The organism is Kluyvera georgiana, from assembly GCF_050990895.1.
GTDB classification, from domain to species: domain Bacteria; phylum Pseudomonadota; class Gammaproteobacteria; order Enterobacterales; family Enterobacteriaceae; genus Kluyvera; species Kluyvera georgiana.
In genome coordinates, this window is the sequence record NZ_CP158865.1 from 2295110 (window position 1) to 2311479 (window position 16370).

The following is a 16370-nucleotide window of genomic DNA, read 5'->3' on the forward strand; positions in this document are numbered from 1 at the left end:
GTCAACTCATGGATAAAAAGGCTGCGCCGATCCGTGCGCAAAAGATCGGTTTCTTACATCACATCCGCCTGGTACCGTTCTTTGGTTCCGTTCTTGGCGGCATCCTGCTGCTCTTTGCCCTGAGTTCGGGGCTGGCTGGCTACTTTATGTGGCAAGCCGATATTGACCAACGTGATGTTACCCATGAGTTACAGGTACGAGTGGGGATCTCCGACAGCGCTAACTACCTGCGTGAAGCGCGTTTGATGATGATCCACGCCGGGGCGGATAGCCGAATTGCCGAAATGGAGAGCATGAAGAAAAATCTCGCGGCGGCAGCTCAATGGATTCAGCGTTCGCAGGCCGGATTTAAGGTCTATACCGACAGAGGCGTGAAAACCCCGGCCGATCAGGCGCTGGATGGTGAAATGAATCAACGCTATAACGCCTACCTGGAAGGGATGAAACCGATGCTGAAATATGCCCAGAACGGCATGTTTGAAGCGATCATCAACTACGAAAGTGAGCAAGCCCGTGCGCTGGATGACGCCTACAACGACGTACGGCTGAAAGTGATTGATATCCGTACCGCTCGTGCTAATCAATTAGCAGAGATGGCTCACGATCGTACCCGTCTCGGCATCATCTTTATGATGGGTGCCTTCGTACTGGCTCTCGTCATGACGGTACTGACCTTTACCACATTACGCCGCGTGGTCATTCAGCCACTGCAGCGTGCCGGCGCGCGTATCGCGCAGATTGCCAGCGGCGACCTGACCATGGCGGATGAACCGGTAGGGCGCAGCGAAATTGGCCAGCTCAACGGTAACCTGCAAAAAATGCAGCATGCGCTGGTGCAGACGGTTGGCACGGTGCGTCAGGGAGCCGAAGAGATCTACCGTGGGACCAGCGAAATTTCAGTAGGTAACACCGATCTCTCTTCCCGCACTGAACAGCAGGCCGCGGCCATTGAACAGACGGCGGCCAGTATGGAGCAGTTGACCGCGACGGTGAAACAAAACGCCGACAATGCCCATCATGCCAGCAAACTGGCGGAAGACGCTTCCGGTAAAGCATCACGCGGCGGCCAGTTGGTTTCCGGCGTGGTGGCGACCATGGGCAGTATCTCGACCAGCTCGAAGAAAATTTCGGAAATTACGTCGGTCATCAACAGTATTGCCTTCCAGACCAATATTCTCGCCCTTAACGCGGCGGTTGAAGCGGCGCGCGCAGGCGAACAGGGCCGCGGGTTTGCGGTGGTCGCCAGCGAAGTGCGTACGCTGGCAAGCCGCAGCGCCCAGGCGGCGAAAGAGATTGAAGGGCTGATCAGCGAGTCTGTCACCTTAATCGAACGCGGCTCGGATGAAGTTGTGCGCGCAGGCTCGACGATGACGGATATCGTCGATGCGGTAAAACGCGTGACGGATATTATGTTGGAGATTGCGGCCGCCTCCGATGAACAAAACCGCGGTATACAGCAGGTCAGCCAGGCGGTGACGGAGATGGATAATGTCACTCAGCAGAATGCTTCGCTGGTAGAGGAAGCCTCAGCGGCGGCGGCTTCGCTGGAAGAGCAGGCGGCACGCCTTACCGAAGCCGTCGGGGCGTTTCGTATTCAGCGTAGTGAAAACCGTGACCATGAAAAGTCCAGTGCCAAACCGGCGTTTACGCCGACGCGCCCGGTGGTGGCCACGGCAGGTGCGGATAACTGGGAAACGTTCTGATAAGCTGAAAAACCCGTAGCCAGGGCTGGCTACGGGGAAGAGGATTACTGCGAATCCGGCAGGGCGTATGCAATGATATAGTCACCGCGATCCGGCGACTGGCGTGCGCCGCCGGCGTTAATGACGATGTACTGCTTGCCGGTTTTCGGCGATACGTAGGTCATTGGGCCGGACTGGCTGCCAACGGGCAGACGGTCTTTCCAGATTTCTTTGCCGGTCGCAGTGTCAAATGCACGCAGATAGAAGTCCTGGGTGCCCGCGAAGAACAGCAGACCCGACTGCGTTGACAGCGATGCGCCAAGTGTCGGCATGCCGATTGGAATCGGCATATGCATGCGGATACCCAGCGGGCCGGTGTCTTCTACGGTGCCCACCGGTACTTGCCACACGATCTTACCGGACTTCAGGTCCACCGCGGACATGGTGCCAAACGGCGGTTTCTGACAGGGGATACCCAGCGGCGACAGGAAGCGTTCGCGCATCGCACCGTAAGGTGTACCGTCCATCGGCACAATTCCCATCTCAATACCACTGGCACCTTTCGCCACATTTTCACGCGGCACCATGTAGTTAGCCAGGCCCAGGCGCATATCGTTAACGAACATCAGGCTATTGTTCGGATCAACCGAGACGCTGCCCCAGTTCATACCGCCCAGTGACCCCGGATATTGCAGGGAACGGTCGACCCCCGGCGGGGTGAAAATACCCTGATGGCGCATTTCTTTAAACTGAATGCGGCACAGTAGCAGGTCAACCGGGGTCGCGCCCCACATATCGGACTCTTTCAACTGCTCGTTGCCGATCATCGGCATGCCGACGGAGTAAGGCTGCGTAGGAGAATAACGCTCGCCATCCACGTTGCCTGCGGGAACCGGACGTTCTTCCACTTTTGCGACGGGCTCACCGGTTTCACGATTAAGCATGAAGATCATGCCCTGCTTGCTGGTCTGTACCAGCACTGGCGTGGTGCCGCCTTTACCGTCCGGCAGGTCGTACAGCAGCGGTTGTGAAGGCAGATCAAAGTCCCACAGGTCATGGTGCGTGGTCTGATAGTGCCAGCGTACTTTACCGGTAGTCGCCTCAACGGCAACGATGGAAGAGCTGTATTTATCGTCCAGCGCGGTACGTTCACCGGCCCAGAAATCCGGGGTCGCATTACCGGTTGGCAGATAAATCAGGTTCAATTTTGCGTCATAGGACATTGCCGACCAGACGTTCGGCGTACCGCGCGTGTAGGTTTGGCCTTCCGGCGGCAGGCCGGTCAGGTTTGGATTACCCGGATCCCACGCCCAGGCCAGTTTGCCGCTACGTACGTCGTAGGCACGAACCACACCTGGCGGTTCACCGGTAGAGAAGTTATCGGCGACGCGGCCACCCACGACCACCACGTTCCCCGCGACAAGCGGTGTGGACGTTTGCTGGTAGTAGCCCGGTTTGATTTCACCCATACCAACGCTCAGATCCACAATACCGTGGTGACCAAAGTCTTCGCACAGTGCGCCATTATCGGCGTTGATGGCGATCAGGCGCGCGTCGGTGGTCGGCAGGAACAGGCGGCGCGGGCAGGCTGCAGGCTGTGTCGTTGTCTGCGCTGCGCTTAATGTCGGGGTCTCTTCAAAGTAGCCCAGGCCGCGACAACGTTGCCAGTTTGGTGCGGTGGCTTTTGAATCATAGCGCCACTTCTCCTTACCCGTATCAACGTCCAACGCTAGCACTTTGCTATATGGCGTGCAGACAAACAGGGTATCACCCACCTGCAACGGTGTGTTCTGATCTTCTGCTCCCGAACCGTTACTCAGCGGAATATCGCCGGTACGGGCAGTCCATGCCACCTGCAGTTTATTGATATTCTGCTTGTTGATCTGGTCCAGTGCCGCAAAACGGTCGCCGTGGGTGGTGTTACCCCAGTGCTCCCAGTTTTTCTGTTCCTCACCGGCGGTGACCGGTATAACCGGTACCGCTTCGGTAGCGGAAACCAACGTTTGCGGCTTGAACATACCGCCAACGCTTGCCAGCAGGGCTACGGCAATGACCGCAGCGAGCCCAAATGGCAGGACTTTTTTGGCGGGTTGGTTAGCGGACATGAACGGCCACACCAGCGCGCAGAGGAACGCCAGCACGCCAAAGGCGAACAAACGTGAGAAGAGTGGCCAGAATTCCCAGCCCGCATCGCTGATAGACCAGACGATCGCGACGATAAAGGCCAGTGCATACAGCACAATCCCGCCGCGACGATGACGGGCGATCAGGATGGCGCTGACCACCATGACCAGCCCCATCAGGGCAAAGAACCAGGTGCCGCCCACGGCGGCAAGCTTTGCCCCCAGCGCGCCAATCGCCAGACCGATGATTGCCATCAGCCCGATAAGAAGCCACTGCAGGATTCGGGGAAATCCTCGCGGCACGTTGCCAGTAGCCATACTGTTCTCCTTTCGACAGCATAAAATGCACGCGACTGAACCAAGTGGGTTAATGATGTCGCGATGGTGTTTTGAATGAAATGCCGGGTTGTTTCTAATTGGGGTGTATGGTTCGCAAATGAAACCACCTATGAACCATTTGGTTAACTTATGGCTATGATAGATCTGTTAAATTGCATTGCGCAATTGTTAATAAATAATTTCGCATTATTTGCATATTGGTATTGTAAGCGTTGCCGCCTGGAGACTCTCGATGCGTCACTCAACCGTCGGCTGAGGGGAGCAGAACATTGGGGTGAAGAGCGAAAACATGACGTTAACGTAGCAGTAATTTTAAGACGAGCTAAATTCTGAATTTTTCATCTGCAATATTCTGACATTAATATCCGGGTTAAAATAAAAAGTATTCCTTTTCCTTTATTGGAAAAACGTTAACTTATGGCCTTTTATTTTATGCTGTAACTTATAATAACAGAGCCTGCCATGTATTGCTGGCATTTATTCATGGAATAAATATTATGATAGCAATTAATAATTTATCTAAATGGTTTTGCAAGACATTGTACCGGACGACACACTCGAAACAGTATCACCACAATAAAAATCTATGGCCTTTTTTTAAAGTGGTGAGAAATGAAAAAGGGAGTATTGATGCTGTGTTTTTTAAACATAAGCAGATAAACACCCCTTGCGTTGGCAAAGAAAAAAGAAACAAGCCGTTGCTTATTATGGCAACGGGGCCGTCCGTCAATCATATCGATAATCATTTTTTCAATGCATCGTTTGATTACTTTGGTGTTAATGGCGCAATTTCAATGGAAACCATTGATTTTAAATGGTATGCCATTACGGACAGAAATTTCGTGCTCCGCCGTTTATCGCTGGTCAAGAAACTGGTTGCGCGAGACGACCTCACGGTTTTTTGTCCTTATACAACGCTGGAAACCATTTTCTCCAACATTGAATGGCGGCATATCCGCTGCGGTTTCAAGGTGTTCGAAGCTGTATCCGGCGAGTGCGTCTATAAATTCCTCGCCGCAAAAGAGAAACTGATTATTAATGATGAGCATTACCATTGGTTGGATGGGGCGGGCTTCTCAGATAACATTGAGTATGGGCTGTTTGATTATGGTACGGTAGTCTACCCGGCGTTACAAATTGCCTGTGCGTTGGGTTATCGACAGATATATATCGCAGGGTTGGATATGAATAATTTTAACCAACCGCGTTTTTATGAAACGGTGACGGATAAATTGGGCACGCGACTCGACCGTGATTTTGACCAAATCTGTCATTCTTTTTATGCCGCACAATCCTATTGCGAGCTGAATAATATCAGTGTCGTGAATTTGTCCCTGGAAAGCGCGATTGACGCTTTCCCTAAGCTTTCCTGGGCGCATACGGATAAACACGCCAGCTAGGCGTCTTCGTGGCCCGGACAGGCCACGAAGCACATCATCAGGCAGGCATCGACTTACGAACGGCGCTCAATAACGTCTGCGCGCCGGAGGAGAGCGTGGTGTCTACGCGGGTGAGGATGCCGATGGGTTCCCCCTGGCCTTGAGTCGCAATAGGCAGCGCGGTGAGCGTACCGCGCCGCAAATCGTCCTTCACCGCGCCGGAAGGCACGAACCAGACATAGTTGTAATCAACCGTCAGCTGGCGTGATAGCGATGCAGAAAGCGTTTCAATGCAGCCCGCAGGCATTTTACAGCCCTGGCTCTGCAGTAGCGTCTCGGCATTCTGACGTGGCACTGTACCTTTTGGTGAAACGACAACCGGCCAGTCCAGTACACGGCTCAGGGTGATGTTTTCATGCAGGATAGGGTGGTCAGGTCGCACGACCAGCTTCAACGACTCGAGGAATAAGAGCTCATAGTTTAACCCGGTCATCAGTTCCGGGTCAGACATCCGTCCAATACCAAGATCGATATCTCCGGACTTCAGCGCCGCCAACAACATGGTGTTATTCATGGTGGCAACCTGGAGGGTGACGTCTTTTTGCTGTTGATGAAATTGACCAATTACCGCCGGGAGAACGCCCAGCGCCGCGGTGGGCAGTGCGCCAATTCGCACCACATCATTGTTAACACCTTCTTTACGAACCAACGCCTGCCCGGCGGTATTCAGCGCATCAAGTACCTTGACCGCATGGGTTAAGAACTGTTCGCCAACAAGGGTTAACTGCGCGCCCAGACGACCGCGCTCAAAAAGCCGCGTGCCGGTGAGCTGTTCGAGCTCATTCAGCGTTTTGGAGAGTGCAGGCTGGCTGAGATTAAGTGTTTCAGCCGCGCGCCCCAATGTTCCTTGCTGGGCGACGGCCACGAAAGTGTGCAAATGGCGCAGGCGAATGCGCTGACTAAAGAGAGCGTTTTTTTCCATAAGCGATGTTAAAAACAGAGCAGCATGGGTGACAAGTAATGTTGTTTAATTTTGATAACTTGCTAGCAAATTATTATTAACATTTGTGCGGTTTAACAGACAAGCGTTTTGTTGCATGGTGGGATAACCCGGCGTCGTTGCACTCTGCCGGGTTAAGAAGCTCAGAGGCGCGCAGAGACGCCGGAGATATCAGCGTTTATACGTCAAAAAAGACCGTTTCTTTATCACCTTGCAGATAAATATCAAAGCGATACACCGTCTCGCCGTTACGGGTTTCTTTGTGGCCAATCAGCGTCTGGCGACGGACTTCCCACTCGATCAGGTTGAGCACCGGATCGCTGGCATTGGCCTCCTGCTCATCAGAGAAGTACATGCGGGTATTCAGGCCGATGTTGATACCACGCGCGACGATCCACAGGTTGACGTGCGGCGCCATTAAGCGCCCATCGCGACCCACGACTTGCCCCGGTTTAATCGTGTCGAAGCGCCAGACGCCACTGTCAAAGTTAGAGCAGGCGCGACCCCAGCCGCGGAAATCAGCGTCCAGTGACTTGCCTTCCTGCCGATCGGCGACATGGTTGTAGCGCCCATCGGCGTTAGCTTGCCAGATCTCAATCAGTACGTCGCGAACCGGCGTACCAGAGCCGTCGAACACGCGGCCCTCAATGGCTATGCGTTCACCCGGGGTATGGCTGTTAACCAGCGTTGGGCCAAAGTTTTTCTCAAAAATATGAAAACCGGCGGCGTCTGGCGCGAGCCCAATGTGGACGTAAGGCCCAGCGGTTTGCGAGGCGGTTTCGGGTAAATAGTCTTTCATCGTGCAGCCCCCTGCGTACGGTTTTCAAACAGCGTGGCGCGTTGGCCGCGCAGTACCAAATCAAAACGATAGGCCAGACAGTCAAGCGGCACGGCGGCGTGAGTATCCAGCTCAGCAATCAACGTACGAACCGCATCGTCGTTATTGATGGCTTGCACGATAGGGCACTGTTTAATTAACGGATCGCCTTCAAAGTACATTTGTGTGATCAGGCGCTGAGCAAAGGCTTCACCAAAAATCGAGAAGTGAATATGCGATGGCCGCCAGTCGCTGACCTGGTTGCGCCATGGATACGGGCCGGGCTTGATGGTGCGGAAGAAGTAATAACCGTTTTCATCCGTCATCACGCGGCCACAGCCGCCAAAGTTGGGGTCGATGGGGGCCAGGTACTGATCCTTTTTATGGCGGTAACGGCCACCCGCGTTGGCTTGCCACACTTCGACCAACGTATTTTTCAATGGACGCCCGAAGCCGTCACGCACGTAGCCGTGAACAATAATACGCTCACCAATCGGCAGGCCGTCTTTGGCGTAGTTCAGAATCAGATCGTTATCCAGCGGGCCAATGTCCTGCTGGGAGAAGACCGGACCGGTGATCTCAGATAACGAGTTTTGCAATGAGATAAGGGCGTTACGCGGCGAGCGCAACACGCTGGTTTTGTAACCCGGCGCGAAAGCCGGTGGGTGATTGTTGTAATCCCGGTGAATCACTTCTTGCGGTGACCATTTTGTGCTCATAGGTGGCTCCGTGTAGGGTATTTTATTATTGCCTCACACAGTGTGTGTAAATGCATTGTTAATTAATAGTGAATTTAAGGTGTGTTTTAAATAACCTGTGGTTATGTAAATGCCGGGATTCACTGTGAAATCAACTCAGTCGCCGGGATCACACTTTGTAAATTCTTACCGCATAGCCTCATGTGCTTACCTACACTGCAAATATAGGCACAGGAGATGGAACAACATGGCGCACACCCTTTCAGCAGATGATATTCGGGAAGAGTTTTCACAAGCAATGTCGGCAATGTACCAGCAGGAAGTCCCGCAATATGGCACGTTGTTAGCGCTTGTCGCTGATGTGAATCTGGCGGTACTGGAAAATAATGCTCGCCTGCATGAACAGCTGGCGAACGCCGATGAGCTGGCGCGTCTGAACGTTGAGCGTCATGGCGCCATACGGGTGGGAACGGCTGAAGAACTGGCGACGCTATGTCGCATGTTTGCCATTATGGGGATGCAGCCGGTCGGGTATTACGATCTGTCGGTCGCTGGCGTGCCGGTTCACTCCACCGCGTTTCGACCCGTGGATGATGCCGCGTTACAACGCAATCCCTTCCGCATCTTCACCTCGCTACTGCGTCTGGAGCTGATCGACGATCCCGCGCTGCGCGAAAAGGCGGCGAAAATTCTCGCCCGGCGCGATATTTTCACCCCGAGCTGTCGAGCGCTGATGAATCTTCATGATGAGCAGAACGGTTTCAACGCCGAGCAGGCCAAGGAGTTTGTTCATGAAGCGCTGGAGACCTTCCGCTGGCACCGGCATACCACGGTAGACAAAGCTACCTACGAGGCGCTGAACCGCCAGCATCGGCTGATTGCCGACGTGGTTTGCTTCCCCGGTTGTCATATTAACCACCTGACGCCGCGCACGCTGGATATCGATCAAGTGCAGTCGCTGATGGCCGAATATGGCATTGAGCCGAAGGCGGTGATTGAAGGGCCGCCGCGACGTGCGGTACCGCTACTGCTGCGGCAGACCAGCTTTAAGGCGTTGGAAGAGCCGGTGGCATTTGCCGGCGATGCCAGCGGCACGCATACCGCGCGTTTTGGTGAAATTGAGCAGCGCGGGGTGGCTTTAACGCCGAAAGGGCGAGCGCTATACGACCGGTTGTTGAGCGAAGCGGGCGTGGGAAAAGATAACCTCACTCATCAGCAGCATCTGCAAGAGGTGTTTAAAGCCTTTCCCGATAGCGAATTCCTCCTGCGCCAGCAGGGGTTGGCCTGGTTCCGCTATCGCTTGACGCCGAGTGGCGATGCGCACCGACAGGCGATTCGTCCCGGTGACGACCCGCAACCGTTTATTGAACGCGGCTGGATAACCGCGCAGCCCATCACCTATGAAGATTTTCTGCCGGTGAGCGCTGCCGGGATTTTCCAGTCGAATCTGGGCGGCGATGCGCAGACGCGCAGCCATGGCAATGCCAGCCGCAGTGCCTTTGAAGCCGCCCTGGGACGGCCAGTCCTGGATGAGTTCAGGCTCTATGAAGACGCGGAGGTGCGTAGCAAACGCCGTTGCGGTTTGCTCTGAAACGGTTAATCTGCATAGGAATCAACAAAAAAGGATGAACACCGATGCAGAATGCCTCAACGCGCGTAGAGACCTTACAAGGGGCGTTGTCAGGACGAGTGGATGAGGATATCCATCTGTGGTGCGGCATTCCCTATGCCGCACCGCCGGTTGGCCCCCTGCGCTGGCGCGCGCCGCAGCCAGTCATACCGTGGCAGGGCATTCGCCCCGCTGAGACCTTTTCGGCTTCCAGTTGGCAAAACAGTGAATACTGCCAGGAACTGGGCGGCGGCGATCCGGGTCTCTTCTCCGAAGATTGTCTTTATCTCAACGTCTGGGCGCCTGCTGAGCGTGATGCGCCGTTGCCGGTGATGGTCTGGCTGCACGGCGGGGGTTTTACTATCGGCGCGGGCGGGCTGCCGCCGTACAACGGCAAGGCGCTGGCACGGCGCGACGTGGTGGTGGTGACGCTTAACTATCGCCTGGGCCACCTGGGCTTCTTCGCCCATCCGGCGCTGGAAGAAGAAGAGGGCGAACGGCTTTATAACTTTGGTCTGATGGACCAAATCGCTGCGCTGCGCTGGGTGCAGGACAATATCGCCGCCTTCGGCGGAAACTGCGACAATATCACGTTATTTGGTGAATCAGCGGGCGCGCGCAGCGTGCTGTCGCTGATGGCTTCGCCTAAGGCGAAAGGACTGTTCCATAAAGCCATTATCCAGAGCGGCTATACGCTGCCGGATATGCCGCGTGAAACGGCACTGGCCCGCGGTGAACGGTTAGCTGAACACTTCAATCTTCCCGACGCGTCTGCGCAAAGTCTGCGTGAAATCCCGGCTGATGCATTCTGGTCGTTGACTGCTCCGCATAACCTGGGGCCGGCGCCGATTGTCGGTGATGCGGTACTGCCACAGCCGATGCTGGATGTTTTTTTCGCCGCAAAGCAGCATCCCATGCCGGTACTCGTGGGTTCCAACAGTGACGAAGCGAGCGTCATGGCTGTATTTGGCGTTGATTTGGCCGGAGAAATCCAGAAGCTACGCCGCGAGCGCCGCCTGGGACTGGGATTAATCAAACTGCTCTATCCCGGCGTGAAGGGCGATGAGGAGTTGGGGCGTCAGGTGTGCCGCGACATGGCGTTTACCACGCTCGGCTACGTGGTGATGCAGGCGCAGCAGCGGTTGAACCAACCGTGTTGGCGCTATTGGTTCGACTACGTTGCCGAAGCGGAACACGACACCTATCCTCACGGCGCGTGGCATGGCAATGAAGTGCCTTATGTTTTCGATACGCTGGGACACATACCGCCATCCTGCGACTATGTCACGCCGCGCGATTTAGCCTTTGCCGCCCAGGTGGCCGATTACTGGGTGAACTTCGCGCGTCATGCCAGCGCGGAGCATACGATTCTGACGGGCCCCGTACGTTGGCCGGCCTCGGTACGTGGCCGTGACCGATTGCTGCGTATTGGGCTACATAAGCACGTTGGCTTCCGTATGGAAAACCGTTTTATGCGCGCGCGGCTGGCGCTGTTTAAACGCGTGATGAAACACCATGTGAGCCTGGATTAGCAGATTTTCTTGCGCTACCAATTGGATTATCAGTCAATTTTGTCTAGAGTGGGCGACAGTATCGCCGTTATTTTTTTGCAGCATTCCGACTATAAAAAGGACGCTTTGCCAGGCATGAATCGCAGACACTTTCTAAAATCTTCAATGGCTGTTGCCGCCGTGTGCGGGACTTCCGGTTTTGCATCGCTTTTCTCCCAGGCCGCGCTGGCACAGGAGTCTGACATTGCCGACGGCCAGACCCGTCGCTTTGACTTTGGCGTGCTGCAATCAATGGCTCACGATCTCTCACGTCAGCCGTGGAGCGGCGCGCCGCGCGCGCTGCCGGAGACGCTGGCAAATCTGACGCCACAGGCTTACAACAGCATCCAGTACGATGCGGCGCACTCCCTGTGGAATAACGTGAAAGATCGCCAGCTGGATATTCAGTTCTTCCACGTTGGCATGGGGTTCCGCCGCCGCGTGCGTATGTTCTCACTCGACCCGGCCAGCCAGCAGGCGCGTGAAATCCACTTCCGCCCGGAGCTGTTCCAGTACAACGATGCTGGCGTGGATACGAAACAGCTGGAAGGGCAGACCGACCTCGGTTTTGCGGGGTTCCGCGCGTTTAAGGCACCAGAACTGGCGCGTCGCGACATCGTCTCCTTCCTGGGCGCGAGCTACTTCCGCGCGGTCGACAGCACCTATCAGTACGGCCTGTCTGCACGCGGTCTGGCGATTGACACCTATACCGACTCACTCGAAGAGTTCCCGGACTTTACCTCCTTCTGGTTTGAAACGGCTAAACCGGGCGACACCACCTTTACGGTTTACGCGCTGCTCGATAGCGCCAGCGTGACCGGTGCCTATAAATTCGTGGTGCACTGCGAGAAGGCGCAGGTGATTATGGATGTGGAAAACCATATCTATGCGCGCAAAGATATCAAACAGCTGGGTATCGCGCCGATGACCAGTATGTTCAGCTGCGGCAACAATGAGCGCCGCGTCTGCGACACCATTCACCCGCAGATCCACGATTCCGATCGTCTCGCGATGTGGCTCGGCAACGGCGAGTGGGTCTGCCGTCCGCTGAACAACCCGCAAAAGCTGCAGTTCAATGCCTATCAGGATAAGAACCCGAAAGGCTTTGGCCTGCTGCAGCTGGACCGTGATTTCACCCACTATCAGGACGTGATGGGCTGGTACAACAAGCGCCCAAGCCTGTGGGTCGAGCCGCGCAATCAGTGGGGCAAAGGGGCGGTAAGCCTGATGGAGATCCCGACGACCGGCGAAACGCTGGATAACATCGTTTGCTTCTGGCAGCCGGAAAAACCGATGAAAGCGGGCGACCAGCTGAACTTTAGCTATCGCTTGTACTGGAGCGCGATGCCGCCGGTCCGTTCGCCGTTAGCCCGCGTACTGGCAACCCGCACCGGAATGGGCAGCTTCCCGGAAGGCTGGGCGCCGGGCGAACATTATCCGGACAAATGGTCCCGTCGCTTTGCTATCGACTTTGTCGGTGGTGATTTGAAAGCCGCTGCGCCGAAAGGCATTGAACCGGTGATTACGCTTTCCAGCGGTGAAGCGAAGCAGATCGAAATTCTCTACGTTGAACCGTTTGACGGCTACCGTATTTTGTTCGATTGGTACCCCACATCAGACTCCACCGACCCGGTGGATATGCGCCTGTTCCTGCGCTGTCGTGGCGACGCCATCAGCGAAACCTGGCTGTATCAGTACTTCCCGCCAGCGCCGGATAAACGTCAGTACGTTGACGACCGTATTATGAAATAACCCAGCAGAGACCCGGCCAAGCTGCGCGACGCCGGGTTTTCCTTTTGACCGAGAGCCTGCATATGACCCGCATTGAAACGATCGTCGTCTCCGACGCCATTACCCTTGAGGCCGTGAATGAGTCGCACGTTTCCGAGCTGCATCAGATGGTGCTGCGCAATCGCGACTGGCTACAGCAAACGCTCAACTGGCCGCAGTTTGTCAAAAGCGAACAGGACACCCGCCAGAATGTGCAGGGCAATATGATGCTGCACCAGCGCGGCATTGCCAAAATGTTCCTGATTTTTGTCGAGGGGAAAATGGCGGGCGTGCTCTCTTTTAACCAGATTGAACCGTCTAACAAAACGGGTTATATCGGCTACTGGCTGGACGAGGCCGTGCAGGGGAAAGGGATTTTATCCGCCTCGCTGCAGGCGTTTATCCGCTATTACGCTGAACTGGGGGAAATTCGCCGTTTCGTGATTAAGTGCCGGGTGGACAACCTGCGCAGCAATCAAGTGGCGCAACGTAATGGTTTTCAGCTGGAAGGTTGCCTGCGCCAGGCCGAGTTTCTGAATGGCGTGTTTTACGACCAGAATATTTACGCGCGCATCATCGATAACACGCGGTCATAGCGCGCCGAATAGCGGAGTACGCGTAATCCGCTGCGATCCGGTGATGGCCTTGCGCCCGCGTAGGTGAATCGCTTCGCCGGGCAGGGCTTCTACAACCACGTTATCGGTAATATCGATGTGATACTCGATCAGCACATCGCCTTCGACACGCGCATCACCCTGAATCAGCACGTGGTCGTCGAGCAAAATAGGCCCGCCGCGAAGCCGGGCGTTGCCGCCAACCAGTACGTGGTGTTTCAGCACGCAGTTGCCCTCAATGACCGCGTTCTCCGCCACCTGTGAGCTGTAGCGTAGCGTTGGAATTGCATCTTCACCGGACCCGGCGATAATGCGCGCGTTGCCGTAGACTTTGGCGCAATCGCAGACCCAGATATTGTTTTCCTCATTCCCCTCCAGGCGCGCGCTGTCGTAAATTTCTGCGCGATGTTCCACAAAAGCGTGGTTTAACCTGGCGTCGCCGTAAATGTGTACCTGATGTACGACCCGGCAGTCGGTCAGGCGGGCGCGATCGTAGATTTGCAGCAGCCGTTCGTTGTCGGCGGTGAGTCCTTTTGCCCCGACAATCTGGCAGCCCTCGCCGATATGGGCATCGCCAAACAGGTGGCAGTATCCGTGTACTCGCGCCTTATCGACGGTGACATTGCCGCTCAGCCGCGCACCCTGGCCGATCCGGCTGGCCTGCACGCGGGCGTTGCCGCTGATAATCGCCTGATGACTCACTTCGCAGGGGGCTATCAGCCGTGCGTTTTCTTCTATCTTTGCCCCGGCGTAAACGAGACTGTTTTCATCGTAAATCCAGCAGTCGCCGTCGTGGCTCAGTGCGTTCTCATCATCGACCCAGCCGCCCGGAGTGCCGGTTGTCACGTCGGCGAAATCCCGAAGGGCGATAACCTGCCGCATCACGATGCTCTCCCGCGCGCCGGGTTCGCCTACCTGAACGCTGCGTGAAGCGTCGCTAAGACGGTATTTTTTCATGATGACCTCTGCTAAATAGATACAATAAATGTAGCAAATCCTTTACGACAGCAGGTCGAACGGCTGATGTTTTCTGGGGCCAGCTTTTGGCGCTAGCGCTGCCTAAAAGAATCATTTAAAATGCAACTTAAATAAATTTGATTAAATAAACAAAATGCATAATAAAACCGATGGGCAGCGGGTATTGAATTTACCTGCAGGCTATTTTGGGATGGTGCTGGGCACCATTGGCATGGGTTTCGCCTGGCGTTATGCCAGCACTATCTGGCCGGTGAGCCCGGCGATTGGCGAAGGGCTGGTGATATTGGCGATCGTGATGTGGGCGCTGTTGACGGTGGCATTTATCACCCGTGCGATACGTTTTCCCTACAGCGTCTGGCTGGAGATGCGCCACCCCATCGCCAGCAGTTTTGTGAGTTTGTTTCCGGCGACCACTATGCTGGTCGCCATCGGCGTCACACCGTGGCTGAGAACGTTGGCGCAGGCGCTGTTTATTATCGGCGTGGTGCTGCAATTGAGCTATGCCGCATGGCAAACGGCGGGGCTGTGGCGCGGCGAGCATCCGGCAGATGCCACCACGCCAGGACTGTATCTGCCGACGGTCGCCAACAATTTTATCAGCGCCATGGCCTGCGGGGCGCTGGGATTTAACGATGCCGGACTGGTCTTTCTGGGCGCTGGCGTCATTTCCTGGATTACGCTGGAGCCCGCTATCGTGCAACGTCTGCGCAGCGGCGGCACGCTGTCCGTGCCGTTGCGGACCTCACTCGGCATTCAGCTGGCACCGGCGCTGGTCGCCTGTAACGCGTGGTTGAGCATTAACGGCGGACATGCCGATGTGTTCGCGAAAATGTTGTTCGGCTACGGGCTATTACAGTTGCTGTTTATGTTACGCCTGATGCCCTGGTATCTGCGTCAGGCGTTTAACGCCTCGTTCTGGAGCTTCTCGTTCGGTATTTCCGCGCTGGCTTCTACCGGTCTGCATCTGGGACATGCCAGTGGAACCGGCTTCTTCCATAATCTGGCGCTGCCGCTCTTTATTTTCACTAATATCGTGATCGGCCTGCTGCTGATAAAAACGCTGCTGTTGCTGCTTCAGGGTAAACTTTTGACGCGTGTTGCGCCGTCGACACTGATGAAACCGAAGGATGACCAATGACCATTCGTGATGAAAACTACTTTACCGACAAATACGGCCTGACCCGAACCCATTCAGAAGTGGTGGATGCCGCGACTCTCGTTAAGCCGGGGAAAACCCTCGATCTGGGCTGCGGTAACGGGCGCAATAGCCTCTATCTGGCGGCGAACGGCTACGACGTAACGGCGTGGGATAAGAACCCGATGAGCATTCAGAACCTGCGGTCGATTCGTGAAGCGGAAGGGCTGGACAATCTGCAGGTGGCTATTCACGATCTCAATACGCTTAGCTTTGACGGTGAGTATGATTTTATTCTTTCTACCGTGGTAATGATGTTCCTTGAAGCGAATACGATTCCGCGTCTTATCGACAACATGCAGCGCTGTACCAAACCGGGCGGCTACAACCTGATTGTCGCGGCGATGGACACCGATGATTTCCCCTGTACGGTTGGCTTCCCGTTTGCCTTTAAAACAGGTGAGCTGAAAAACTATTATAAAGGTTGGAATTTGCTGAAATATAACGAAGACGTCGGCGAATTGCATCGTACTGATGAAAAGGGCAACCGCATTAAATTACGCTTCGCGACGATGCTGGCGCGCAGGGAATCATAATTGTTATTTATATAACGGGCAAAAGCCCGTTATATGCTGAATCATTTTTATAAATAATGAGAGCAGCCTCCATTTTTGCC

General features: G+C 55.1%; 13 protein-coding genes. 8 read left to right on the plus strand and 5 right to left on the minus strand.

The window, feature by feature from the left end; genetic code table 11:
* Positions 1-8 precede the first annotated feature (8 nt).
* Positions 9-1703, plus strand: coding sequence for a methyl-accepting chemotaxis protein (locus tag ABTW00_RS10875; protein ID WP_065357140.1), 1695 nt, complete (start codon positions 9-11; stop codon positions 1701-1703).
* A 44-nt stretch (positions 1704-1747) separates the two neighbouring features.
* On the opposite strand, the gene ABTW00_RS10880 is transcribed toward ABTW00_RS10875, so the two are convergent.
* The gene (locus ABTW00_RS10880; RefSeq protein ID WP_433640693.1) at positions 1748-4123 is read right to left on the minus strand and encodes a membrane-bound PQQ-dependent dehydrogenase, glucose/quinate/shikimate family; all 2376 of its coding nucleotides are present in this window, start codon (positions 4121-4123) and stop codon (positions 1748-1750) included.
* A 518-nt stretch (positions 4124-4641) separates the two neighbouring features.
* Between ABTW00_RS10880 and ABTW00_RS10885 the strand changes: the two genes are divergently transcribed.
* Positions 4642-5544, plus strand: a complete 903-nt coding sequence (locus ABTW00_RS10885) for a lipopolysaccharide core biosynthesis protein RfaZ (protein ID WP_433640695.1) — start codon at positions 4642-4644, stop codon at positions 5542-5544.
* A 37-nt stretch (positions 5545-5581) separates the two neighbouring features.
* Here the strand turns inward: ABTW00_RS10885 and ABTW00_RS10890 are convergent, their stop codons facing one another.
* The 3 genes from ABTW00_RS10890 to pcaH all read right to left on the minus strand — a co-directional run bounded on the left by ABTW00_RS10890 (position 5582) and on the right by pcaH (position 8059).
* Positions 5582-6505 (minus strand): LysR substrate-binding domain-containing protein, encoded by a 924-nt coding sequence (locus ABTW00_RS10890; RefSeq protein ID WP_064545207.1) that lies wholly within the window; start codon positions 6503-6505, stop codon positions 5582-5584.
* A 196-nt stretch (positions 6506-6701) separates the two neighbouring features.
* Positions 6702-7322: a protocatechuate 3,4-dioxygenase subunit alpha gene (gene pcaG, locus ABTW00_RS10895; RefSeq protein ID WP_065357138.1), complete on the minus strand. Its 621-nt coding sequence runs from the start codon at positions 7320-7322 to the stop codon at positions 6702-6704.
* Positions 7319-8059, minus strand: a complete 741-nt coding sequence (gene pcaH / locus ABTW00_RS10900) for a protocatechuate 3,4-dioxygenase subunit beta (RefSeq protein WP_064545211.1) — start codon at positions 8057-8059, stop codon at positions 7319-7321. The genes pcaG and pcaH overlap by 4 nt, the downstream gene beginning before the upstream one ends.
* 226 nt (positions 8060-8285) lie before the next feature.
* On the opposite strand from pcaH, the gene hglS reads away from it, so the two are divergent.
* The 4 genes from hglS to rimL all read left to right on the plus strand — a co-directional run bounded on the left by hglS (position 8286) and on the right by rimL (position 13563).
* Complete coding sequence (gene hglS, locus ABTW00_RS10905) at positions 8286-9629, plus strand: 2-oxoadipate dioxygenase/decarboxylase HglS (RefSeq protein WP_433640698.1); 1344 nt, start codon at positions 8286-8288, stop codon at positions 9627-9629.
* 44 nt (positions 9630-9673) lie between these two features.
* On the plus strand, positions 9674-11179 hold the full coding sequence (locus ABTW00_RS10910) for a carboxylesterase/lipase family protein (RefSeq protein ID WP_433640700.1): 1506 nt from the start codon (positions 9674-9676) through the stop codon (positions 11177-11179).
* Positions 11180-11293: 114 nt separating this feature from the next.
* Positions 11294-12949 (plus strand): glucan biosynthesis protein D, encoded by a 1656-nt coding sequence (locus tag ABTW00_RS10915; protein WP_064545217.1) that lies wholly within the window; start codon positions 11294-11296, stop codon positions 12947-12949.
* A 62-nt stretch (positions 12950-13011) separates the two neighbouring features.
* Positions 13012-13563, plus strand: a complete 552-nt coding sequence (gene rimL, locus ABTW00_RS10920) for a 50S ribosomal protein L7/L12-serine acetyltransferase (protein ID WP_433640703.1) — start codon at positions 13012-13014, stop codon at positions 13561-13563.
* Here the strand turns inward: rimL and ydcK are convergent.
* Entirely contained in the window at positions 13558-14538 is a 981-nt protein-coding gene (ydcK, locus tag ABTW00_RS10925; RefSeq protein ID WP_433640705.1) for a YdcK family protein, read from the minus strand. The genes rimL and ydcK overlap by 6 nt on opposite strands.
* A 154-nt stretch (positions 14539-14692) precedes the next feature.
* On the opposite strand from ydcK, the gene tehA reads away from it, so the two are divergent.
* Complete coding sequence (gene tehA / locus ABTW00_RS10930) at positions 14693-15697, plus strand: dicarboxylate transporter/tellurite-resistance protein TehA (RefSeq protein WP_433640707.1); 1005 nt, start codon at positions 14693-14695, stop codon at positions 15695-15697.
* On the plus strand, positions 15694-16290 hold the full coding sequence (gene tehB / locus ABTW00_RS10935; RefSeq protein ID WP_271447359.1) for a tellurite resistance methyltransferase TehB: 597 nt from the start codon (positions 15694-15696) through the stop codon (positions 16288-16290). Before tehA ends, tehB begins: the two co-directional genes overlap by 4 nt.
* The last annotated feature ends 80 nt before the right edge of the window (positions 16291-16370 follow it).